The organism is Leptolyngbya sp. FACHB-8 (assembly GCF_014695575.1).
GTDB lineage: Bacteria > Cyanobacteriota > Cyanobacteriia > Elainellales > Elainellaceae > Vacuolonema.
On the sequence record NZ_JACJOO010000036.1, the window covers coordinates 19,217 to 43,169 of the forward strand.

A 23,953-nucleotide genomic window follows, 5' to 3' on the forward strand; every position below is an offset into this window, starting at 1 on the left:
GGCTTTGCCCAACAAACAATCAACGCCCTGCTTGTTCAAACAAACTCTAAAGGGTTGCGGGAACCGTGTCTAGAGGCGAGGTCACCGCTCAGATTGCTTCCTATGCCCTCTTCTGGTCGTTTCCAAAGCCGTGTGCTGAGCGAGATTTCTCGCCAGAGTCTCAAGTTGCGCGATCGCCTCGAACGTTTGGTGCGTCATACTCGCATGGCTGCTACCTGGACTGCGCAGGTGTTGCTGTATCCCATTTATGTTGGCTTCCAATCCCTGCGCATGGCCTCTCGTCAGCTGAGCCAGGCGAGCCATAGTCCCCGCTCCCCGCTCAAGGCTTTGGTGGCAGCTTTTCGCCGTGTCACTGGGCAACCGACCTCTCCTCCGGCAAAACCCCTATCTGCTTCAACCCCCATTTTTAGAGCCCTGGCGGCCGTGGAAGAACTGGGCTTACCCCTGGCTTTGCCGCTTGCAGATGAGGTTTTAGGGCAACTTCCATCCAGGCAATCCCGAGCCCTCCCTGGCACTTTAGCTATGGCGAAAGGCCAGGGATCGTCTGCTGTGGCAGCCCCTACTGTCACAGTCCGTGCCCTTGCCTCTAGTCTGGAAACCCGTTCCCTGGTGTTGATTTCTCCGGAGAACGAAGTTCTGGATGTGTTGACTCCAGACCAGCATGATTTCTTGCGACGGCGCATTGCTGATGCCCTGGCAGATTATTGGCGCGATCGCCGCGAACTAACCCTGGCAGAAGCTCGAGTGCTCCCCCTTCCTCCGCCCTTGATATCGGACAACTTGCTGGCCCCGGTGAAGTGGTTTTATCAACTGATGACCTGGGAACAGCGGAGTGCTGTGGCGATCGCCGTTGATCTCTTTCAGGAAGCAACCTTAGCCTTTTATTTCTCCACCCTTGAGAAAGCAGAACTCGCCGCTTTACCCCATGAGCCTGTCCAGAATTCCCAAGCGCTAATATATTCGCCGTCCCGGTGGCCTGTGGTTGCTGCTGGCCCCGGTGCCTTGCTGAGCCAGGAGCCAGAACCATCGGAAACGGCATTGGTGTCGGCTACAGGGCAGGGAACGGTTATACCCCATAGCCGAGAAAGTACAACGGTTTCAACTCAAATCAACAATGCCCTGCAACCCTACATTGAGACGCAGGCTCAATTAGTCGCCTATGAGCAGCACCCTCTAGAGCGCCTGCTGCAATGGTTAGATCGGGGTATGTTGTGGCTGGAGAATCAGGTGACTCGATTGCAGCACTGGTGGAAACAATTTCAGCGCTAAAGCGTCCTAAAGCATGTCCTGCAAAATCAGGCCCATCTTCCTATAAGATAAGGGAGCCTGTTTTTTGAGAAGATCCCATGCTGACGCTCAAAGTCGTTGTTTATATCGTTGTTTCTTTCTTTATTGCGCTGTTTGTATTCGGTTTTCTGTCAAATGATCCGGCTCGCAACCCAAATCGTCAGGATCTGGAATAATTCCAGAGAGCTTGCGATCGCAGACCCCTAACCATGGTTCTGCGAAACTTCCAGGCCCTATCTTTAGGGCTATTTTGTTGTCTGTGTGTGTGAGGTATGCCCCATTCGGTTCCGCCGCCAGCGCCACCCCCTATTGTTCATGTCCTGTCCCCGGAGACGGCCAACAAAGCCTTTACGGCGGCCCATCAGCCTGCAGCACCAGACACTCCTATACAGGATCCTCTGGTGGTGGAGCGGGTGCATGTCCCTGAACCTTCAGCCCCAGCCAGTGCAGTATCCTCTGCTCCTGCTGAGACACCGGCTGCACCCCGTCCCCGCTACGATCGACCTGATACACCCCGTACGGTTGCGATCGCCCCTGAGATCGCCGCGCTAGACAAATCAACGAACACGCCGTCTGCTCGCGCTCGCTACCGCCGCCCTGAGGCTGTGGATGCGGCGATCGCGCCTGAAGTGGCCGCGCCTGAAGCCAGCACCTCCGGTGATAGGCTTCGGTCTCACCATGGCCAGGAGGCGGCAAATGCTTCGGTGGTCGCCCCAGCAGCACCTGTCATTCCAGAGGCACCTTCTGAGCCAGACGCCACCGTCCTGAACGAACCACCACCGCGCCGTCGCGATAACCGGGCTGAAGCAGTGCCTGCGCTGGCCACCTCTACAGAAAACCCGGTAGACATCGCATCAAGCCAATCGCAATCCGTTCCCCGGCAGTTTGGGAGCGGGCCCATCCCGTCCCTTTATTCTGAGGCAGGCGCTCCGGCCCCTGGGGAGCCGGTGCCGGCAGAGGAAGCTTCGCCACGTCAACGTCCTGTTTTTCGGCGGCGCGAAAGCTATCCCATTCCGCCCTTGTATTCAGAGCAGGCGAACCTGGCGGGCGATCGCAGTCGAGCCTCTGAGTTGGGTGGGCCCATTGGAATTAGCCTGGATGATCTTTTTCCAGTAGCGCCACCTCCCGAGATCTCTGTTGGGGTTACCCCCATTGCCGCCCCCCGCCAAGAGTCGCTGGGGGAGGAACAGGTGGTGAGCCTGGCTGGAAGCACAGTGTTATTACCGATGCTGCAGGAATTGCAGCAACTTTCGGGTGCTACGATTGTGGCCCAGAGCCGACAGGATGTATCCCAGCGACAAATCCTCACCATTCCAGAGGAGGATGAACCCGGTTCAGCAGAAACGGGGATTCCCGAAGATTTGCAGGTGCCCGATGACGAAACCTCCGACACGGAGACGCAGGAACCGAGTCCAGATGATAGCGAAACGGTCTCCCCTGACGGAGTAGATGACTCTCCCGAGGGAAATGCTTCAGAGGAAAATACTGCCCCTGATACCGATAATGCAGAGAATGAGGATAGCGATCCTACGGCCGCTTCACCCACGGGCGAGGCGACAGACGAAGTAACAGTCGCCCTCCCTCCCGATGTTCTAGAGATAGATTCCGACTACCTGGACTATGACACCCTGCGAGAGGTGTTTTACGCCGAGGGTAATGTGGAGATGCGCTTCCGGCAGGCAGTGCTGACGGCCGATCGCATGCGCATTAATATGAGCAATCGGCAAGCGGTAGCGGAAGGCAATGTCGTCTTTACCCGAGGGGATCAGATCCTGCTGGGCAATCGCCTGGACTACAACATCGTTCAGGGTGCAGGTAACGTTACCGGGGTACGGGGAGAAGTATACCTGCCGACCTCAGGGCAAGATCTGACAATTCTTCCGAATGACGTCGGCGCTCAGGCTCTGCCGAGTCGTCCGTTGTCGGGTACGATCACCCAGGGGCAACCCGATAATCCGGTTGCTGGGCAGGGTGGGATTCAGATAGGAGTTGGGACGGCAGGTCGAGGCAGCGGGGCTCTGGGGTTGGGCCAGTTTGGTGGAGAAATTCGGCGTTTTCGATTTGAGGCAGACACGGCAGAATTCTATCCCAATGGCTGGACTGCCACCAATGTACGCCTGACCAACGACCCCTTTTCGCCGCCCGAACTAGAGTTGCGATCGCCCTATGTCACCTACACACGGCTCTCACCTCTACGTGCTGAAATACGGGCTCGTAACCCCCAAGTTGTCTTTGACCAGAATTTTCGGCTACCTCTATTTCAAGACCGCATCATTATTTCCAGCGAACGGCGCAATAATACGCCTCTGGCTCAGATTGGCTATGACGATAACTTAGGCGGATTCTTCCTGGAACGGCCAATCAACCTCATATCTACAAGCCGCGCGAATTTTTCTATTTCGCCGCTGATTTTGGTGCAGCGGGCTGTTGAAGATAATGGCTTCAACATTTTCGACCCTAGCAGCTTGGGGCTGACCACTCGCCTTGATTATGAGTTTGGCCCCCAAACCATCCTCACTTGGCGAGCCGTATTGGAGAGCTTAGCCTTTGACAATCTGGAGGAACAGGTGCGCACTAGTCTGCGCTTGCGTCAGGGCATTGGCAACCACCAACTCAGCTTAGAGTATGCTTACCGCAATCGATTCTTCAATGGTTCTCTTGGTTTCCAGGAGGTCGATAGTAGTCTTGGCTTCGTCCTCACCTCACCAAACTTTGTGCTGGGGGACTCGCGTATCAACCTGAGCTATCAAGCAGGTGCACAATACATTAGAGCTAACACAGACAGAGACGATTTGATAGAAAGTCGCCGACGCATTGCTCCTGTTAGATTGTACCGGGCTCAGGGGAGTGTGGCATTGAGTCGAGGGTTCTCCCTTTGGCAGGGGCGGCCGTTACCCAGCACTCGGGACCAGGGGTTACGCTTTACCTCTGTGCCTGTTGTTCCGTTCCTGCGGTTAGTCGGTAGCGCGCGGGGTGTCTTTAGTGCGTACAGCAGTGATGATACTCAGGCGACTTTGACCGGTAGCCTGAGTCTGCGAGGGCAGTTTGGCCACTTCGCACGAAACACACTGGACTATACGGCATTTAATGTGACCTTCTCAGAAACTCTTGGGGAAGGGGAATCGCCGTTCCGATTCGACCGGGCTGTTGATCGGACCGTGTTGTCTCTTGGATTTTTGCAACAAATCTATGGCCCTTTCCGTTTTGGAGTTCAAGCTTCCTTTAACCTGGATCGGAGCGATCCTATCGACACCGTTTATACTTTGGAGTACAGCCGTCGAACTTATTCCATAACGCTCCGTTATAGCCCGATACGAGAATCGGGTTCCCTCAGTCTACAAATCAATGAATTTGATTGGAATAACCTACGGGATCCCTTCTCAGGGCCGACGGGGGCTGTTACGGTAGAGTCGGGTGTTCCGCTCTCGAACGATTAATCTGCATGGGCCATCGCAATTATGATGGAAGCATCCCAGGATCCAACGGCGATTGCGGCAGCCGATTTACTTGATCGGTATGGTTTTGATGTGGGCGCTTTTAGTGCCCAACAACTGGTCGGTTATTGGCTGCGCAGCTATCCGGCTATCTGGGTACGGGCAGCAGTGGTAGAAGCTCTGTATCAGGGCCGCTATAAGTCTGTTTCGGTGGGGCAGATCTTAGCCATTTGGAAGCGGCGCGGCCAGCCTATTTATCACTTCAACTTCGAATTTGAGCGGATGATCTGTGGGAATATTTCCCGTATTTCTACCCAAGAATTGCTATCTGATTTCTCTGCAGCTGATACAACTGGCACTCCTGCTGAATCGGGAGTTTCCGAAGAACCATCGGTTGTTAGCGAAATTGTAGCTAATGAATCTCAGCACTCTGAGCTACCAGAACCTATCGAACTACCCTTATCTGAGGGGGTCTCTCCACAGCGGGAGTTGGAGGCAATTTCTCTGGGAGCGTTAGAGCAGAATGCTGACAGCTCTATCCCAGCGACAGACGACTCGTCCTCTGGCCTGGAACTCTTAACCCGTGAAAATTCATGGGGGAAGAACCAGGAAGGGGTTCAACATCCGATTCACCAATTTGTGCCCGATCCCGAAATTTCGATGTTTTACGAAAAGTTACGGGCCGTTGCTCAGGATCAACAGAACTAATTCTCCTGAGTTCGCGTTCAGGACTTTTTCAAGGGGTGCGCAGACCGCACACTAAATGAGCACTCAGGATGCTTTAACCGAATTGAGGTTGATTCGGTTAAAGCATCCTGAGTGCAATGGGTATTCTGAAGACAGCCATTCCCCTTCGCCGATTCGGAGCCTTTTCCCTATGACGGTGCATGAGTGCCCAAAGTGCTCCCGGCCAATCGGAGCGCCTCTGTCGAGCGGGCGACAGGTATGTGCGGGATGTGGTTGGGCCAGCCACTCCAAGGTATCGGAAACTCAGAAGCGGGCAGCCGGGACGTCTATTTACCCCAATACCCCCCGGAATCTACTATTCTATGGCGTTGGCGTGTTGGTGGCCTTGCTGGCCGCGCTTTATTCATCAGATGGTTACCGGCTGACGTGTGAGAGGTCGCTCTCTACTCAAGGAGGGGTATGCCGGATAACTCAGTACAACTATTTAGGGAAGACCCAAATGGTACGTGGTTTTCCGTCCTCGTCCCTGGTGTCGGCCCAGCTCCATGAAGAACGACGGGTTCGCCGTCGAAGGCGTCGAAGCGATTCCTCTTACACGCTCTACCACCTGATTTTGACAACCAAGGGTGGGGAGATCACAACTCCCCTCAGTTCCCGTAATCGCCACGAGATTGAAACCGATGTTCAACAGGTGCAACGGTTTACAAGTGATCCCATTCAAACCCTTTTAAAGGTAGATGATCGCGGTACGCCCATGACCACTGCTGCAATTTTTATAGGGGGGGGCAGTTCTTCTGGTCCACTACGTCCTATTACAGGTTCAAAAAGGGAGCTTTCCATTTCTCAATCAAAGCAACTCCAATTAAACCCTCGCCATCTTTCTCAAGCCCTTGGTTTTGGGTGCGGGACGTGCATGCAAAATCAATGGCTTGAGAAAAATGGCGAGCATGTTCAAATAAAATAACCTGTAGTTCTTTTTGTAATTACAGGTCGTTAAATGCATAATCCTAAAAACCTGTTTGAAAAGCTTGAGTCTCTACCGAAGAGTATGAAAAACCTCACCTTTTCAAACACTTTTTAATCAGCTTTTTAGAGAGAAATGAATTTATGGATGAGTGGCAGGCGATCGCCCAATTTCTAGATGAATCTGGCTGTGTTACAGCGTGGCCTTCCAGACGCAATCGCAAAGCTCAACGCCTGGTTTTGCAGTATCTCATTTCCAAATTTGACCCGACTCTGTTCTATACCGAAAAAGAAATTAACTACATTCTCAACCGGTATCATCGCTTTCAAGATCCGGCTCTACTCCGACGAGAAATGTTTGAAGCAGGCCTATTAAATCGCAAATTGAACGGTTCTGCGTACTGGATTCCATTTGATATGTAATGCGACCTCTGGTTGAAGAATCATCCGCTTTGAAATCGAGTTATGGCAGTGGAGCTGCATCAAATCCTAGATGATTCGCTACAGGTCGTTCTCGCATAGGAATTTTGGTGTGAATGGGAGCATTTAGCACAACCGAACGCTCTCCTTCTGCCATAACCAATGTTGTAGACCCGCCACCATCTAAATTTAACGCTGTATCAACCCCCAATTCCATTAGCAACTCTGCCATTTCGGCGGAGGTTACCCCTTCGCTGTAGCGAGGTTGCTTATCGTCAATCGCCACCAACCACAGCGTTCTTCCTGCAGCATCCAACGCCACAACGGTTCGCGAATGTAATCCCTGGTCGATGTCATACTCGCTCAGTGGCATTGGCTGACCATCCTGAATAAGCAAATGACTGCCTGCAACCCCCTGATGTGTTCCTGTAGGACAGGTGTCGGCTTGGATCTGTGCGAGGTTATCGGCTGCAAAGCACAGAACGGGCCAGGATGGCTCGGCTTTGGAATAGGGGGTACCGTTGGCGATCGCCTCTCCCACCGCATGCACTCGCTGCCCTGACTGGGGATAAAAATTCCACGGGGTTGCCTCTCGAAACTGATAGAAGAAGTTGGCATTTATCGCCAGCTTCAAACGAAATTCCTGCAAAAATTCGCTGGTTGTGCGGGCCGTTACTTCCGTCCGATCCTCGGCTACATTCCCCGGCGTGACCTGCACGCGGATGCCTGGCTCCATCAGATCAATCTCAACAATGTGAACCATAAGCGGACGAGGGAGCGATCGCACTTCTCTGCGATAGGTTATTCCCCGAAATAATGGCCGCTCCACATTCTCCCGCTCGGGTCGTTGCCCGTGCTTCCAGGCAAACCCCATCAGCGGTAACACTGCTAGCAAGGCTCCCAACCCTAACCCAATCCAACGGCTCACCATAATCCTCACTTAGCTAGAAAAGGTAGCGGGCCAACGCTAAAGCTGCACTGCCTACTCTATATTGCTACTGTCCGGTTGATTAGGGCATCAGGAGCGATTGAAGGCATTGCCTTCAATCGCTCCTGATGCCCTAATCAACCGGGCCAAGGCTATTAGTCTCACCCCTCCACTACCTGATCCAACCCCTCCTCGATAGGCTAAACCCCTGCTCCCCTGCCCCACCACCCAATCCCTTGCTAAACTCAAATTCAGCACGTATCCCTAATTTCAGTACCATGCCAACGACTCGACGTATCCGCGACATCCTCCAGAACGGGCAGCCCGGCGAAACTCTGGCCATCCAGGGTTGGGTGCGCACGAAACGGGAGCAGAAAGAATTTAGCTTTGTGGAAGTGACTGATGGGTCTTCCATGAACGGATTGCAGGCCGTTGTTGGCCAGGATTTGCCGGGGTACGCCGATACCATCAAGCAGATCAACACCGGAGCTTCTGTTGAGTTGACTGGAACCCTGGTGGAGTCCCCTGCGAAAGGTCAACGGGTCGAGCTTAAGGCAGAATCCATCCAGGTATTAGGGGAAGCCGATCCCGAAACGTATCCCTTGCAGAAGAAACGCCATAGCTTTGAGTTTTTGCGGGATATTGCACATCTGCGATCGCGCACCAATACCCTCGGTGCCGTCTTCCGGGTTCGTAATGCCTGTGCCGCTGCTGTCCACCAGTTCTTTCAGGAGCGTGGTTTTCTGTGGGTACACACGCCCCTCATCACCGCCAGTGACTGTGAAGGCGCCGGGGAACTGTTCACTGTCACCAATTTGAATTTAGAGAAATTGCCTAAAACCAAAGATGGGGCCGTTGATTTCAGTCAGGATTTCTTCGGTAAGCGCGCTTACTTAACCGTGAGTGGTCAGCTGGAAGCAGAAATTATGGCGATGGCTTTTACCAACGTCTACACCTTTGGCCCCACGTTCCGTGCTGAGAATTCCAATACCTCGCGCCACCTGGCTGAGTTCTGGATGATCGAGCCTGAAATGGCCTTCTGCGCACTGGACGGCAATATGGAGTTGGCTGAAGACTTTCTGAAATACGTCTTCCGCTACGTGCTCGAACAATGCCCTGAGGATATGCAGTTCTTCAACGATCGCATCGAAAACACTGTTTTGGAGACGGCTCATAACATTATTAATAACGAGTTTGCTCGTATCACCTATACCGAAGCCGTAGCTCTTCTCGAAAAAGCCGACAAAACCTTTGAGTTCCCCGTGGAATGGGGCGTAGACTTGCAGTCAGAACACGAACGCTATCTGGCGGAGGAGCATTTCAAGAAGCCGCTGATTGTAACCGACTATCCTAAAGACATCAAAGCCTTTTACATGCGGCTCAATGAGGATGGCAAGACGGTGCGCGCGATGGATGTGCTCGCTCCCCGCATTGGTGAAATCATCGGAGGTTCTCAACGGGAGGAGCGCCTGGACGTACTGGAACAGCGCATTGAAGCCCAGGGTATGCCGAAGGAATCCCTCTGGTGGTATCTGGAACTGCGGAAGTACGGTACCGTACCCCATGCAGGCTTTGGCCTCGGCTTCGAACGGCTAATTCAATTCATGACCGGGATGCAGAACATCCGTGACGTCATCCCCTTCCCCCGCACGCCACAGAACGCCGAGTTTTAGATTGGTTCCAGGGGTTAGGAAGCCAATGTCTCGGAAGCTATAGCCTCTGTTGTTCCACCTATTCCACAGGGAACACTAGGAGAAGTGTGTTTTCCTAACGCCCTGATGACTTCTCCTGTTCAGAAGCCGCGAAAAGTACCGCTGAAGCTGGTATTAATCCTACCCTTCATGCTTCAGATTTCTGCGGCTGTTGGGTTGACAGGATGGCTTTCTCTACGGAATGGGCAGAATGCTGTCGATAGTCTGGCGGCACAATTGGAAAACGAAGTGATTGAACGCATCGATCAGCACCTCTCGAGCTATCTAGACGTTCCTCAGCGCTCAACACAAACTCAGGCAGAAGCTGTACGTTTGGGCCTACTAAACCTGGACGACCCGAATCAGTTGGCACGTACCTTCTGGCAACAAATTCAACTCTACCCCTCCATCAGCTACCTCTATTTCGCGAAGGAACGAGATGGGGGTTTTGTGGACGCTGGCCGGCAGCAATCGGGTCGATTGGTCATCGAACAAACCGAAAACTATGTAGCCGGAAACTTTTATACCTACGGTACCGATAACAATGCGAACCGTACCGAGGTCTTGAGTATTAGCCCAGACTATGATCCACGAGTTCGGCCCTGGTACACCATCGTGAAAGGGGCATCGGATTCTGCCTGGAGCGCAGTTTATACTGTCTTCCCCGAGAGTATTTTGGTGATCACGGCGTCTACCCCGGTTTATAACGAAGTCGGGGAATTCCTGGGCGTGTTTGGGGCCGACCTAACTCTGTCCCAACTGAGCCAGTTTATGCAGAACCTACGAGTTGGGCAATTGGGACAGGCTGCCATTCTGGAGCGATCGGGCAAAGTTGTAGCTCTCTCGACTCCAGAGGATCCCTTCAAGTTATGGAAGCCTGGAGCAGAACCAGAACGATTGAATCTCTCAGAGGTTGAGAGCCCAATGTTACGGGCTGCTGCTCAGCATTTAACGCAGTCTTTCGGCAAGCTAGAGGATATTCATTCTGTTGAGCAGATAGATTTTAGAGTCAATGGTGACGCGACCCTCAGTGGTCAGTCGGAGCGTTATTACCTCCAGGTTGCCCCCTACCGAGATGCCCGAGGGTTAGATTGGCTGATTTTGGTGGTAGTGCCGGAGTCTGATTTCATGGCTCAGATCCACGCTAATACGCAACAGACAGTTGTACTGTCGCTGATTGCCCTGATGGTGGCGATCGCTCTGGGTGTCTACACCTCCCGCTGGATTAGCCAGCCCATGGAGGAATTGAGTGAGGCCAGTGAGGCGATCGCCAGCGGGGAATTAGAGTACACCGTCAGACCTCAAAATATTCGAGAAATTGATGCCCTGGCTCAGAACTTTAATTACATGACCCGTACCTTGAAAAAGCTAGTGGTGGAATTAGAGGCGGTCAACATGGAACTGGAGGACCGTGTAGACCAACGCACCGCCGAGCTAACCAAAGCTATGGAGGAACTGAAAAAAACACAGTTGCAATTGGTTCAAAGTGAGAAAATGTCGAGCTTGGGCCAATTAGTGGCAGGCATTGCCCATGAGATCAACAATCCTGTCAACTTTATTCACGGTAATTTGAGTCATGCATCACACTATGCCAAAGGTTTACTAGACTTACTGGCCATCTACGAACAAAGCTATCCCAGTACTACCAGTGATATTCATCAAACACAGCAAGCCATTGATTTAGACTTCGTTCGCGAAGATTTTCCTCGGCTAGTCAACTCTATGCGTCTCGGGGCCATCCGAATTCGTGAAATTGTGGCATCCCTGCGCAACTTTTCCTGCCTGGATGAAATAGACCTACAACAGGCAGATTTGCATACCGTTATTGAAGAAGCTTTCATTATTGTAGAGAACCGTCTGAAAACTTCCCCTCAGGATAAGAGCTCAGTCGTTAAGGTTATACGACAGTATGGAGAAATTAAACCAATTGAGTGCTATCCCAGCCATTTAAACCAGGTATTTCTCAACCTCTTCACAAATGCCTTTGATGCTATTGGCGAACGGCTAGCTTTCACTGCCAACGCGTATCCTCCCTACATACCCGAAATTCGGATTAAAACATGGATGGAAGATCAAAGATGGATACGAATCAGTATTCAAGATAATGGTTCTGGTATTCCAGAAAAGTTCCAGGCTAAATTATTTGATCCCTTCTTCACAACTAAACCTGTGGGCAGGGGAACAGGCTTGGGATTGTTTATGTGTTACCGCATTGTTGTGGATCAATACGGGGGAGAACTAATATTTACCTCTGTTCCTGAAGTGGGAACCGAATTTATTATTAAATTGCCAGCCTAACAAGTCGCCCAACGCGGCTAAGCATAAACTCTAAAATGCTGTGCTACCTACTTTAGGGCAGCACAGCATTTTAGAGTTTACATTTAATTATGACTACCTACTTAAAACTCTTATATGCAATGTCCAAGTGCGTTAAGTACAGCAACGGTGGTGTGGGGCACTTCGTGTCCCACACCACCGTACTTAATTGACGTGCACAGCACTATAAATAAGAAATTAGGACTCAGGAAGTGTGGGCAAAGCTTACGTTCTCAAAGGGCTAACCCACTTTATAAGCAGGCTGCATAGTCTTTTAGCTCTTACGTTTAATTGAGTTCAGCTATTTACTCCTCCAAATCAGAGCTCGGTATTAAAATTTATTTGATTTTGTGCCAAGCCCAACCCCTTCTTTTTACCGCCGTAAAACGACAACAAAAAGAAGGGGTTGGGCTTGTTTTCGAAAAGGTATAACGTAAGAATCTGTAAGTCTATTAAATATAATTACGTCTGTACAGTGCGATACAAAGGTAATCAGAATTACATTCTTTACTTTTCTACATGGTTTGGCTCCGGATCGCTTTGTCAAGTGGCTGTAAGTTTTATTTGTTAGAAGATATAACGTATATAGGCTGATCCTCTCTGGTTCAGACTGAGCGATCGCGATCCCTCAAGTCTGGCATCATTATTTACGGCATACGGGCAAAAACTTAACCCCTCTACGTTGTGTCCCGTGACTAGTATTGCGGAACTAATAGGCTGTTTTCTGAACCCACCCTGATTGCTGAAATAAAATTTTATCTATCACGCTGGATTCAGAAAATTTCATCTTTATGGGCACCAATTCCCTACACATTGGCATTGATTGTGCATCGATTCCGTGCAGCCAGTTCAGCCTTTGTTGAAAGGGTTCCTTGAAGGAATCACGGGTAGTTCACCAAAAATTTATTATTTGTCAAAGGGTTTTACTAATTACTCATGTCAATTGGTCCTAGGAAAGATAGGATGAATAGTAGCTTCATAAGTAGCTGATTTTTGCCTAGTTCCTTTTCGTCTCAATAGCACAACGCTTCGTTGGCCTTTTACGGCAATCTTATTCAATCATTACAAATCTGATTGGAAAGGATTGCTAAATTGACCCAATTGCAACGGCCCTCTCCTCTCTCCCATCATGTTCAACTTCTTCTCCAAACCGTCCAATATCTATAAAGAGTTAACCCGTGCAGCATCTAGTTACATGATGATCACGGTGTCTGAAGGTAAGTCTGTCCCCGACATCTCTGAAACTTACTATGCAGGGAACTATGGCATTGCACTCTGGTCACGCGATGGTGATTCAGGTTTTGTTGTTTTACAGTCTGTTGCAGGGGTATGGGCTACGCTCGGTGCTGAAGCTGGAGTTTGTGATGTAATGCAGCTTTGCAGTCAATTTGCCGTTCCGCAAAAAGAAGCTGAAAGCCTCTGTCAGCAACTGGCTGGAATTCCTGCAAGCCAACGTTTCCCGTTGTCCAACGGCCAATTGGGAGATTTGAGCTTCAACGAGATCTAATCTCAGATTTATAAAAGAAAAGTACGAAGCGGATGATATTCAATGTCGCCCCCTTCCTATTTTTCTCTCAAATCCAATAGTTCTTGGTAGTTCAAGTTGACCTATGTTTGGAGGGGGAGGGTATGAAAGACTTTCCATCTTCAAACATGGGTTCCTACTCAGTAGCTCCACCTAATCAAACGTAAGGCCCAAAAGTCAGTGCCGCCTGTTTTACAGGCGGCACTGACTTTTGGGCCTTACGCGAAAAATTGGCCTTTAAAGCAGATCCTAGATGCTTCCAGAGAGCGATAAGGGCGATCGCCCTATAAAAAAATCTTCTCCCCCCTAGACATTCTTGTATTACACGTGTAGCATTAGTCTGGTTGGTAATTTTTTGCCCAAAAAATCTTCGATGTTATTCAAAGCCCTACTGATACATGTGTGTGCGATGCAAAAGCGACCTCAAGGCGGCTTGAGGGCGATCGCATCCGTTGTCATGGGTGTCTCTCGTGCAAGCAATGCGAAATCCTATGAGTTGTCCGCCTATCTCCATCTAGATAGTTTTGCCTTTGGCGGCAATGTTACTCAGCTTTGGCTGAAGCCTGGATTTGTACAACTTAAGAGCGGGAGGATCGGGAGTACCTGACCTCACCATCGGGTAAGCCTATCGCAACTTTCGCCCCCCGCTCCTGGTAATTCAGAGGCGGGGGTTGTTTTTTAGGAGTGTCACCCATGCAAGCACAGCAGCGAATTTAACCTTCTACAACCTTCGGCTATTTCAAATCGGACTTATAAACGTGATTTTTGGGCGCGCCCCAAACAATGACCCTGGTATTTCGGGTTCGCTAAGCCCCTTTATTTCGAAGCGAGAGAGGCTTCTCCGTCATGCTGAAATTGACGTATATCGAGGATGGATTGTACATGGAGCAGATCGCTGCTCCTCTGGAAATGCTGGTAGCTCAACGGGTAATGTTGGCTTTGCGGGGTGGACAAATCCTCCATGTTGAGCCGGGACGTGCTGCATTTCTGATCGCCCATGATGTTCCCGCTCTAACCCATCTGGTCACAGAACTGCGAGTGGCACAGGTAAGTGATGTTGTCCTGACTCCCGTAGATGACGAGTTCATCGAAATCAGTCTATATGGTCATTGGATTGCCGAAAACGCGCAAGCTCACGAAGGTATGTTCATCTGCGCTTTGCCTGCACGCTTGGAGTACTCTGTCCACAAATTGTGGAAGGTGACTCAGGAGCAGATGATTTCGCTGCAATGATATCTACCTATGTTGGTTGAATACCTATAGAATGTGTGCGGCATGTCGCACACATTCTACAACTTGGCTCAGGCAGCCAATCAATGTATGGAAGTGAATGATTCAACCCCAACTTCTCATTCACCAGATCTTCAGGTTGAGCTAGCAAAGGAACGCAATCGACTGGCCGCTGATCGCACGTTGCTCACTTGGATTCGTGCCACTATATCTTTTATTGGCTTTGGCTTCGGCATCGATCGCATTTCAACCCTACTTCATACTGGCTCCGGTAGCTTCATCCGTCTTTTAACTCCTCAAGCCGTCAGCTTATTTTTTGTGGCTTTGGGCATTCTGACAGTTTGTTTAGCGCTCTTCGATTATCAGGGGGAATTTAATCGGTTTCGGCAACCTGCTTATACGTATACTGCCAGGTTTTCAGTGGGAATGCTTATTGCCGCAATCCTTCTCGTTATTAATATCTTTGTCTTACTGTCAATGAGATAACTCAAACCTAATACTGTTTTTATATGAAGCTGCACAGAATGAGAGTGGCGGCGCGTACATGCCGCCACTCTCATTCTGTGCAGCTTCATATTGATTGGTATAAGAACTCATTAAAAGAGTTTGGTTTTCTATGTCATTCGGGCACGAAAAAGCAGACTTTCTAAACCCTTTTTAAACACTCAATCTACCTTCCAAAAATACTTCACGAACTATGTAGAAACGCTACAGACCGAGAAATATGACCAATACCCCAACAACGCCAAACCCAATAACGGTTGCAGTTGCTATGAGATTGAGCTTGGTGCTTGATATAACACTATTGTCATCTCGCTCAAGAGATTGAACCGAGATGGAATGTTGAATCATGGCGATCGCCAGCATAATAATGCTCACCACCATAAACACCAGGCTAATTTTCTGAGCCAAACGTTCAACGATCAATGGATCTTTGTCTGGCAAGGTATCAAAGACTCTTATATAAATTTGATCAATTGCAATGCCGAAACCAATTAAATGAATGCTACTGGTAATCCATGCTCCAAGGGTTCGTTCCGCCGCTGCCCGGTTGCGCTCCTTCGCCAGCTCATTCACGGTTTCTGAAAGTTGCTCTAGACTACGCATCGTTCGATAAACCCAATTTATTTAACCTGAGTTCGGGTTAAGGGCGTTTTCAAGTGCCGCGCGTTGCGCGGCACTTGAAAACGCTCATTTTGGCGTGCGCTTCGCGCACGCCAAAATGAGCACTTCAGCTTATCCCGAACTGAGGTTATTTACTCATATCCTGCACCTTTCTAAAACTAAAACCTAGAAGGATGATTTTTCACCGCTAAGCGGCGAAAAATCATCCTTCTAGGTTTTAGTGCAAGATATGAGTTTACTTACATCTTGCACTAAAACCATGAGTCAGCTACCCCTAGCTACAGAACTGGCGAAAGAACGGAACCGAGCTGCAGAAGAACGTACATTGATGGCTTGGATTCGAACCGCTCTTACCCTCATCAGTTTTGGCTTTGGCCTCGATAGCATCATCTCTATGCTGCATCAAAACCTAGGTGGTGCATTTGCCTCCCTCCACTTCTCTCGCATCCTTGGGCTGGGGTTTGTTGCCTTGGGTACGGTCGCCATGCTCTATGCGGCTTCTGATCACCGTTATCAACTGAGGCGTATCCAACGGAACGACCTGACCTATAGGCCACGTACTTCAGCGGCTTTGCTTGTTGCCTACTGTCTGATTGTTTTTGGAGCGATCGCCTTTTTAGGAATTTTGATTGGCCGTGTGGAAATGCCATAACTCATGCAGAGGGAAGGTTTCAAAAAGTACCCGTTTTCTTAAACTAGTCAAGGCTTGCATATAGCGACTTGCGTGCAGCACAGGTTACCTTCGTGCATGGGTTCCATTTATGCGAGCAGCAGTGGTTTTACAAGGAGTACCTGACCCATGAATCCAGCGGCAACCCCGACCGTTAAGCCGCCATCTCGCTCTTTTTCTCAGCAATTGGATGCTTCTGAAATGACCCGCACTATGTGGTTGCTTTGGGGGCTATCCGCTGGATTAATTGCCTTGGATGGATTCGACTTTTTTATTATTGGCGTAGCGCTGCCGTTTGTGGGACAAGACTTTCACCTCAGCCCGACCCAAACGGGGGCCGTTGCTGTCGCGGCACTGCTGGGTTCTCTGGTCGGTTCTCTCACCCTTGGCCCTATTACCGACAAGGTTGGGCGACAGCGAATGCTGATGGTGGATGTAGCGCTCTTTGTGCTAGCAACAGCCGGAACCGTGTTTGCCTGGAATGCTCTATCTCTGATTGGGTTTCGCTTCCTGGTTGGGGTGGCGATCGGAGCAGATTACCCTATTAGCGTCGCCTATGTCAGCGAAAATGTCCCCTCTCGATTACGGGGGCGGATGGTAATTGGAGCGTTCACCTTTCAAGCGATTGGTGCTCTGCTAGGAGCCCTGACGGGCTGGGGGATCATTTATCTCTTTCAGATGCTTTATCCTGACTCAGTACAGCCCGCCATCCATTACGCATGGCGGTGGATGTTGGGGATCGGATTGGGGTTGGCGATCGCCATCGCCCTACTTCGCTTCCGCTGCCTGCTCGAAAGTCCCAGCTACCACATCCTTCGCGGAGAATACCAGGAAGCCTCCCAAGCGGCTTCTGCGCTCTTGAATACACCCATTAACCTCACCCCCGAGACCGATCCACCTCCCCAAACGTCTCATGTGCCCTACAGTGCGCTTTTTTCTCCCCTTTACCGGCGACAGACCTTGCTGGCTTCGATTCCCTGGTTTCTGCAAGACATTGCGACCTACGGCGTTGGTATCTTTACCCCAACGATTTTGGGAGCACTGGCCTTTGCCCGAGTCGACAGTTTCATGGCTCGAGAAGCAGCTTCGGCAAAAGGCGCAGCTCTGGTCGATATCTGTTTAATTGCGGGTTTTCTTCTGGCTATTCTGCTCGTCGAACGGGTCGGGCGCATTCAGCTCCAAATCATGGGCTTTTTGGGGATGGCGGCGGGGCTCACGATCCTGGCTGCCTCCGATATGCTGGCAGTGGGGCCAAAGGTGGCGATCGCCCTCGTATTCATCGGCTTTTTCGTGTTCAACCTGATGATGAACGCTGGTCCCAACGCCACAACGTTTCTGCTATCTGGAGAGGTCTTTCCAACGGCCATTCGGGCTAGTGGTGCTGGTTTTGCTGCTGCTGTCGCGAAAGCCGGGGCAGTGCTCGGTACCTTTGAGCTACCCATTCTCAAAACAACCCTGGGAATTGCGCCTCTTATGCTACTTCTATCCCTTTGCTGCGTTCTAGCTGCTGTTGCAACCTACCAATTTCGCATTAAAACTCAACCCTCAGTCTCCTAAATCCAACTGGGTTCGAGTTAAGAGTATTGTAGAGGGCTGTGTCTTGCGCAGCACTTGAAAATAACTGCTTCCCTACTCCTTCACCTTTTCTCCTTCCTGTCTTTCCTCCTGACTGCTGCCCTCCTGTTCCTGCTGCGCGGCCTGACCTTCCTCATTCCCGGCTCGTTCTGCTGCGCGGCTTTGGTTGTCTCCTCCCTGCGCTTCTACTGGTTCACGCTCTTCCCCTTCCTGCTGTTCTGTTCCCTGTCCGGTTCCTGCTTCAGCGGGGGGAGCCGCCGGCTCAGCGGAGGGTGGTGCTGGTTCAACGGGAGTTGTGGATGCAGGAGGCGAGGGTTCAACGGACTCAATTGTGGGTTCTAAATCTTCAGGGGATAGATCTTTAGAGAGAGTAGTATTGGACTCGTCCCTTGATGAAGACTCTGGTAATGAAGGCCTAGGCTCATTGATGACTGGCGAAGGCCTTACCGTCGCCGGTGTAGGAGAAGCAGAAGGACTGGTGATGACGGGTGTCGGGGCTGTAGTGGCTGGAGCCGTAGGACTACTGGATGGTTTTTGGGCGCTTAGCAATGCAAACCCCAGCCCAAACGGGACAAGCGCTGCAAGCCCTATAAGCCCAATGTGCCAGGGACGCAAACCGCTTGGCTTCGCTAAAGGAGTCACGGCGACCGGTGCAGGCTCCGTCTCAATAGGGCGGTGGACTGGAGCGACAGCAACCGTCGCTATCTGGCTCATAGGACGATTGGGTGTAACCGTCGCCATCTCATGCGGCACCGTGGCAATATCGGGAAGAAATGCTAACCATTCATCAACGCTAGCAGGACGATGATGGGGCTCTATTTCCATGCCCCGCATGACGGCCGCACTAACACTGGCGCTGATCCCCGGGTTCACGTCCCGAGGAGAAGCGAGTGGGAGGCGATCGCGTAAGGTTGCCGTAACAGGAACCTGAGCGGTCAGCAACGTATAGAGTGTAGCCGATAACCCATAGATGTCGGTTGCAGGCGATCGCTTGGCTTGTGGGAGGTACTGCTCAATTGGCGCATACCCCTCAGAAACAAGGTGGGTATGGGTCTGCGTCAATCCAGGGGTAAACTCCCGGGCAATGCCAAAGTCAATCAAAATAACGTTTTGGGTGCCCTGTTGCAAAATCAGGTTCTGGGGCTTGATGTCCCGATGCAGTAGCCCATTTTGATGGATGACCCGAACCGCAGCACTGACCTGTCTGATGTAGTGAAGCGCGATCGCCTCAGGCAGCGGATGGTTGGGCAAAACAAGCGTATCCAGAGTCTGCCCAGGGATGTAGTCCATCACAATGTAGGGCAATCCGTCTTCTACAAAGAAGTCATTGACCCGAACAATATGAGGATGAGCAAATCTTGCTAACCGCCGCGCCTCATCCTGAAATTGGCGCTCGGAGCTAGCAAATCGTGGGTCTTGCCGTAAGGACTCGTTCAGGGTTTTGACGACAACGGCTTGGCCCAAAGCAGAATTGACAGCTTTGTAGGTAACCCCAAACCCCCCGCGGCCTAACTCCTGCTCGATAATGTATTTACCGTTTTGAAGAGATTTACCCACGACACACACCGACGAAATTGCAGTTAACAACTCTTCCAATCATCAACAATAAGGCTCTGGACAGTTTTTGGGGAGACTTCCCATGAGATGCTTCATAACTTTCCAGTTTGGCTGACAAGAAAACCAATCTTCTCATCCCCTAGATTGAAGACTATAACGTTTCTCCACAATTTGTGAACTGCTTTTTGAAAGCTAGGATAGCTGTGCTCGCCCTACCGTTCGAAAATCATTGAGAGTTCTTATCCTTGCAGATGAGTAGGTGAGCATAATTAAACATAAAATCTCAAATGCTAGGCTACTCGTATAGCGGGTGACATGGTATCTGAGATTTTATATTTAATTGAGTTGCGCTACTTGTGTTTAAGCCGATCGCTCAGAAGGCTACTTAAGGAGTGGTTGAAGAGATTGATGTTTCATACCTATAGCTAGAAAAAATTAACCTCTTTGAGCAATATTCTAATTATTACCGTACCTATATCCTCCGCTAAACTTGAAATCCACTTTTGCTACTGTAAAGTGATGGGAGAAGAGTTTAAATTTGATGAAAGCAAATTATGAGTCTGTGGATAATTAACAGCATTTCCCTATCAGGTGAGGTACGAGAGATAGATGGAGAAATAAGCCATATATCCATCTCCCGCACCTCGTCAGAGTGGAGGGAGTTATATCAGTAGCGTAGGTGAATTCTTTTTGTGGAAATAGCCGCTTCTCCACCACTTCTATAAAAAGAATTACAGGTTGAATTGTATTGCTAGAAAATACACGGATGCACCTGCTCTGAGAAAATGTTATAAAAGTATAGGAATACCTGTCCATTAAAGAACTATCATCATTAGCTTCAAAGATCTTTGAGAAGTTAATTCTAATGGGTGTAGCATACGAAAAATCAATTCTTGTTGAAACTTCTCATATATTCTTTTGAACATGCTTTCTTAAAAAATGGATTTTGTCAGCAGGACGTGCGTACAAATCTGTCTTTTTAGAACGCCTGTTGAAGGTATGAGATAGTTAGATGGGTACTATGGTGTATAAGCGCTTCAAACCATTCTTAAGAAAGATTAAATAGGGTTGCCCTATTGTCCCTATGCAACCTCCCCTCCACCTCCTGCTGCTAGGAGAAACTCTATCCCATTCTGATCTTCAGTCATTTCTCGTGCCGCTTTTTCAGAAACCCCAGTGGGCAACCATTCAGGTCAGTTCCATGGGCGAGGCATTGGATTACCTGTATGAAGCTTCTTTTGATGGAATTCTGATAGATCTGACGATTCCTTATGCACCTGATTTAGAGGCGATCGCCCACCTCTGCCGCACCTTTCCTAGCGTCGCTACGATCACGCTGATAGGAGCAGATCAGGATTTAGGATTGCAAGCTATTCAGCAGGGAGCTCAAGATTACCTGTTTAAGGATGCGACAAGCTATGAGGTGTTAGAGCGATCGCTCTACTGTGCCATTGAGCGTGTGCGTTATCAAGGCCGGAGCCGCTCACTTGATACACCCAAATTTGTTGAAGGTCGTGATCTCGCCAACCGTAAGCGTGCAGAAATTGCTCTTCACCATAGTGGACATATTTATGATGCGTTGATTCAGCCACTTCCCGATCTGATCTTACGCATGTCGGGGGATGGCAAATACCTTGATTTTTTTCCAACAGACACTTTTCAGGTGTTGGGAAGTCCCGATGTTGTGGGCAAAAGCATTTTTGATGGTAGCTTGCCTTACGAACTCGCCGTTCAACGAATGCAATATATTCAGCAGGCTCTAGAAACTGGGGAGTTGCAAGTTTACGAGCAGACACTTGAGATTGATGAGATTGTTCACACGGAAGAGGTACGCATTACAGTCTGTGATGACCACGAAGTTCTCATCATTGTGCGAGATATTACCGATCTCAAGCAAACAGAAGCTGCCCTTTATCAGTTAAATCAAGAACTTGAAGCACGGGTTAAACAACGCACTGGAGCTTTACAGGAGAGTGAGGAACGATTCCGCCAAATCTTTGAGCAAAGCCCCTTGGGCATTGCCATTTCTGACTTGAATGGTTGCATCAGCCGACTCAACGCGAGTCTGTCAGCCATGTTAGAATGCCCTGCCTCTGAGTTGTTAGATCAGTCTATTTATGACTTGCTGCAATCGCCCCAGCAAGATGACATTCCGCAACTTCAACAAATTCTAGAACATACCCTCACGATTGTTTCCTTTGAACGCCAACCTATTACGAAAACCGGCAGGAAACTATGGGTCAATGTGACGAGTGCCCTAATTTTTAATGCTTTTGGTCGGCCTTCCAGTATCCTGCACTTAATTGAAGACATTAGCGATCGCAAACAGACCGAAGAAAAACTCCAGCAAGTCAACGAGCGGCTGACATTGACCAATGCTGAATTATATCGAGCCACCCGCATGAAAGACGAATTTCTAGCGGTAATGAGTCATGAGTTACGTACGCCACTCAATGCAATTTTGGGCATGTCAGAAGGCTTGTTGGAAGGTTTTCTGGGAGAGTTAAACGATCGCCAGAAACACTCTATCTCGGTGATTGAGCGTAGTGGCAAACATCTCCTTGACCTCATTAATGACATTTTAGATTTATCTAAAATTGAAGCGGGAAAGTTGGAGATTCAGCTTGCCCCTGCTTCGGTAAAATCCCTATGTGAAAATAGTCTGGCTTTTGTCAAACAGCAAGCCTTTAAAAAACAGATTCAGCTCACTGTCGACATAACGGAATCCTTACCTAACATCATCGTGGATGAACGGCGGATTCGTCAGGCTATCATCAACCTTCTCTCAAATGCCGTGAAATTTACTCCAGATAGTGGCAGTGTCATACTAGAGGTTCGCCCCCTGCAACAGGCGGCCCAACTCTGGCTGCAATTTGCGGTAATTGACACGGGGATTGGCATTGCCCCGGAAGATGTCAAGCAGCTCTTTACCCCCTTTGTCCAGGTAGACAGCAGTCTCAACCGTCAATATGAGGGAACAGGATTGGGATTGGCTTTGGTTCGCCGCCTTGTTGAGCTACACCAAGGCAAAGTAGAGGCGACCAGTACCCTTGGGAAAGGCAGTTGTTTTACTATCTGCCTGCCCTACACGGTGCAGTCTTCAGCATCTACGTCTAAATCTCTGATAGAAGAGTTACCTTTGGCATCCATACAAAGGATTGGGCAGGAATTTCAGGCATCTGGGGAGGCGATCGCCCCCCTAAAATTCCAGCCCAGTTCCACAGTTACGACGCTGTCTACTACAAGAATTCCCAGCATCCTGCTGGCAGAAGACAACCCTGCCAATGTGGATACATTGTCCTGTTATCTCGAAAGCCACAGTTTTCAAGTAAAAGTGGCAAAGAATGGACGAGAGGCGATCGCTCTGGCCCAACAACAGGCTCCCGACCTCATTCTGATGGACATTCAAATGCCCGACATCGATGGCCTGGAAGCCATTCGTATTTTGCGGGCCGAACCCCAATTTGCCGCCATTCCCATTATTGCCCTGACGGCTCTTGCCATGGTTGGCGATCGCGAACGTTGCTTAGCCGCAGGCGCAAACGATTATCTCGCTAAACCCATTCCCCTCAAAGCCTTAGTAGAAACAATTCAACAGTTTTTGTCAGCCTTTTGATGCCCATTCAACATGAGGATGTGTGTGGCGTGTGAAGCACACCTTACACAACAGAAATTCACCAAACATAGTGAACTCGCGTCTTAAAAATATAAAAATTTTGAAGGTTATTGAAAAAGTTGATTGGAAGTGTGCGAACAGTACCCAAAATTAACCTTTCTCAGCGAGTTCCAGGATAAATGGACCGTGAGTAGTGCAAGGCACTTCTTACACCTAATAGACTAAGGAGGTTTCTGCATAAGAATTTACTCAGAATGTTGGTGCTTTGCCCGCGAAGCGGGCAAAGCACCAACATTCTGGGGGTAATTTCATTACTGGAAATCTCCTAAAACCTCTACGTTAGAGCCGTTCTATAGCACAGCCCTAACGTAGAGGTTTTAGCCTCTCATATTCAATAGCCCTCATTACTTTGCCAAAGCAATAACCTCAGCAGGGGCAACAATTTGAGGCAAAGTTGCTCCCTCTAACTTGGCCGTATTCAGGCGAGTACTGCTGAGGTTGGCATGGCTCAGGTCGCTAAAGCGTAAATTAGTCACTTCTAGGTGTGCACCTCGCAGATTAGCGTAGTACAAATCGGCTCCACTAAAGTTAGTGCGAGTCAGGATGCTCCCAATCAGATCAGTACCAACGAGGGAGCTACTGAGCAGAACTGCATCAGTCAAATCTGCACGAAACAGGTTAGCCCCACTCAAATCAGCCATTGGTAGACGGGTTCGATATAGGTTGGCCCGTGTCAAGTTTGCGCCAATTAGTCGGGCACTGGTGAAATTACTGCCGGATAAATTTGCCCCAATGAGTTGAGCACCGGACAAATTGATGCCATACAAATCCAATTCATTGAGTGAGGCGTTGCTCAAATCCACATCTTCAAAATCTCGTTCTCCGGCTTTATATCGTTCCAATAACTCGCTTAGTATCATGACTTTGTG

Annotated in this window: 18 protein-coding genes; 14 read left to right on the plus strand and 4 right to left on the minus strand. The window is 49.7% G+C overall.

The genetic code is table 11. The features are described from left to right. Nucleotides 1-102: 102 nt before the first annotated feature. The 6 genes from H6F91_RS07240 (at nucleotide 103) to H6F91_RS07265 (ending at nucleotide 6,794) form a co-directional block, all read left to right on the plus strand. Nucleotides 103-1,269, plus strand: coding sequence for a hypothetical protein (locus tag H6F91_RS07240; protein WP_190772163.1), 1,167 nt, complete (start codon nucleotides 103-105; stop codon nucleotides 1,267-1,269). Between the two features lie 77 nt (nucleotides 1,270-1,346). Further along, nucleotides 1,347-1,463, plus strand: a complete 117-nt coding sequence (locus H6F91_RS07245) for a photosystem II reaction center protein I (RefSeq protein WP_190772164.1) — start codon at nucleotides 1,347-1,349, stop codon at nucleotides 1,461-1,463. Nucleotides 1,464-1,559: 96 nt separating this feature from the next. Further along, on the plus strand, nucleotides 1,560-4,724 hold the full coding sequence (locus tag H6F91_RS07250; RefSeq protein ID WP_190772165.1) for a DUF3769 domain-containing protein: 3,165 nt from the start codon (nucleotides 1,560-1,562) through the stop codon (nucleotides 4,722-4,724). Between the two features lie 21 nt (nucleotides 4,725-4,745). Beyond that, on the plus strand, nucleotides 4,746-5,429 hold the full coding sequence (locus tag H6F91_RS07255; RefSeq protein ID WP_190772166.1) for a hypothetical protein: 684 nt from the start codon (nucleotides 4,746-4,748) through the stop codon (nucleotides 5,427-5,429). 55 nt (nucleotides 5,430-5,484) lie between these two features. Further along, nucleotides 5,485-6,372 (plus strand): hypothetical protein, encoded by an 888-nt coding sequence (locus H6F91_RS07260; protein ID WP_190789279.1) that lies wholly within the window; start codon nucleotides 5,485-5,487, stop codon nucleotides 6,370-6,372. Nucleotides 6,373-6,515: 143 nt separating this feature from the next. Further along, nucleotides 6,516-6,794, plus strand: a complete 279-nt coding sequence (locus tag H6F91_RS07265) for a DUF2087 domain-containing protein (RefSeq protein WP_190772168.1) — start codon at nucleotides 6,516-6,518, stop codon at nucleotides 6,792-6,794. A gap of 40 nt (nucleotides 6,795-6,834) precedes the next feature. On the opposite strand, the gene H6F91_RS07270 is transcribed toward H6F91_RS07265, so the two are convergent. Further along, complete coding sequence (locus tag H6F91_RS07270) at nucleotides 6,835-7,722, minus strand: phosphodiester glycosidase family protein (RefSeq protein WP_190772169.1); 888 nt, start codon at nucleotides 7,720-7,722, stop codon at nucleotides 6,835-6,837. Between the two features lie 275 nt (nucleotides 7,723-7,997). Here H6F91_RS07270 and asnS point away from each other — a divergent pair, with 275 nt between their 5' ends. The 5 genes from asnS (at nucleotide 7,998) to H6F91_RS07300 (ending at nucleotide 14,967) form a co-directional block, all read left to right on the plus strand. Next, nucleotides 7,998-9,392, plus strand: a complete 1,395-nt coding sequence (asnS, locus tag H6F91_RS07275; RefSeq protein WP_190772170.1) for an asparagine--tRNA ligase — start codon at nucleotides 7,998-8,000, stop codon at nucleotides 9,390-9,392. Nucleotides 9,393-9,497: 105 nt separating this feature from the next. Continuing rightward, nucleotides 9,498-11,708, plus strand: a complete 2,211-nt coding sequence (locus H6F91_RS07280) for an ATP-binding protein (protein WP_190772171.1) — start codon at nucleotides 9,498-9,500, stop codon at nucleotides 11,706-11,708. Between the two features lie 1,213 nt (nucleotides 11,709-12,921). Further along, on the plus strand, nucleotides 12,922-13,233 hold the full coding sequence (locus H6F91_RS07285) for a hypothetical protein (RefSeq protein ID WP_206754913.1): 312 nt from the start codon (nucleotides 12,922-12,924) through the stop codon (nucleotides 13,231-13,233). Nucleotides 13,234-14,097: 864 nt separating this feature from the next. After that, a complete protein-coding gene (locus H6F91_RS07295) occupies nucleotides 14,098-14,484 on the plus strand; it encodes an alr0857 family protein (protein WP_190772174.1) in 387 nt (128 codons plus the stop codon). A 42-nt stretch (nucleotides 14,485-14,526) separates the two neighbouring features. Beyond that, the gene (locus H6F91_RS07300) at nucleotides 14,527-14,967 is read left to right on the plus strand and encodes a DUF202 domain-containing protein (protein ID WP_190772175.1); all 441 of its coding nucleotides are present in this window, start codon (nucleotides 14,527-14,529) and stop codon (nucleotides 14,965-14,967) included. Between the two features lie 222 nt (nucleotides 14,968-15,189). Here the strand turns inward: H6F91_RS07300 and H6F91_RS07305 are convergent, their stop codons facing one another. After that, a complete protein-coding gene (locus H6F91_RS07305; protein ID WP_190774635.1) occupies nucleotides 15,190-15,588 on the minus strand; it encodes a DUF202 domain-containing protein in 399 nt (132 codons plus the stop codon). A gap of 277 nt (nucleotides 15,589-15,865) precedes the next feature. Here H6F91_RS07305 and H6F91_RS07310 point away from each other — a divergent pair, with 277 nt between their 5' ends. Together H6F91_RS07310 and H6F91_RS07315 are read left to right on the plus strand one after the other, a co-directional pair. Then, on the plus strand, nucleotides 15,866-16,258 hold the full coding sequence (locus H6F91_RS07310; RefSeq protein ID WP_190774636.1) for a DUF202 domain-containing protein: 393 nt from the start codon (nucleotides 15,866-15,868) through the stop codon (nucleotides 16,256-16,258). 147 nt (nucleotides 16,259-16,405) lie between these two features. Then, on the plus strand, nucleotides 16,406-17,833 hold the full coding sequence (locus H6F91_RS07315; protein WP_190774637.1) for an MFS transporter: 1,428 nt from the start codon (nucleotides 16,406-16,408) through the stop codon (nucleotides 17,831-17,833). 72 nt (nucleotides 17,834-17,905) lie between these two features. Here H6F91_RS07315 and H6F91_RS07320 read toward each other — a convergent pair whose 3' ends face one another. Further along, nucleotides 17,906-19,408, minus strand: coding sequence for a protein kinase (locus H6F91_RS07320; protein ID WP_199307685.1), 1,503 nt, complete (start codon nucleotides 19,406-19,408; stop codon nucleotides 17,906-17,908). Nucleotides 19,409-20,492: 1,084 nt separating this feature from the next. Between H6F91_RS07320 and H6F91_RS07325 the strand changes: the two genes are divergently transcribed. Next, the gene (locus H6F91_RS07325) at nucleotides 20,493-23,024 is read left to right on the plus strand and encodes a response regulator (protein WP_190774638.1); all 2,532 of its coding nucleotides are present in this window, start codon (nucleotides 20,493-20,495) and stop codon (nucleotides 23,022-23,024) included. 404 nt (nucleotides 23,025-23,428) lie between these two features. On the opposite strand, the gene H6F91_RS07330 is transcribed toward H6F91_RS07325, so the two are convergent. Continuing rightward, complete coding sequence (locus tag H6F91_RS07330) at nucleotides 23,429-23,944, minus strand: pentapeptide repeat-containing protein (RefSeq protein WP_190774639.1); 516 nt, start codon at nucleotides 23,942-23,944, stop codon at nucleotides 23,429-23,431. Nucleotides 23,945-23,953: the final 9 nt, after the last annotated feature.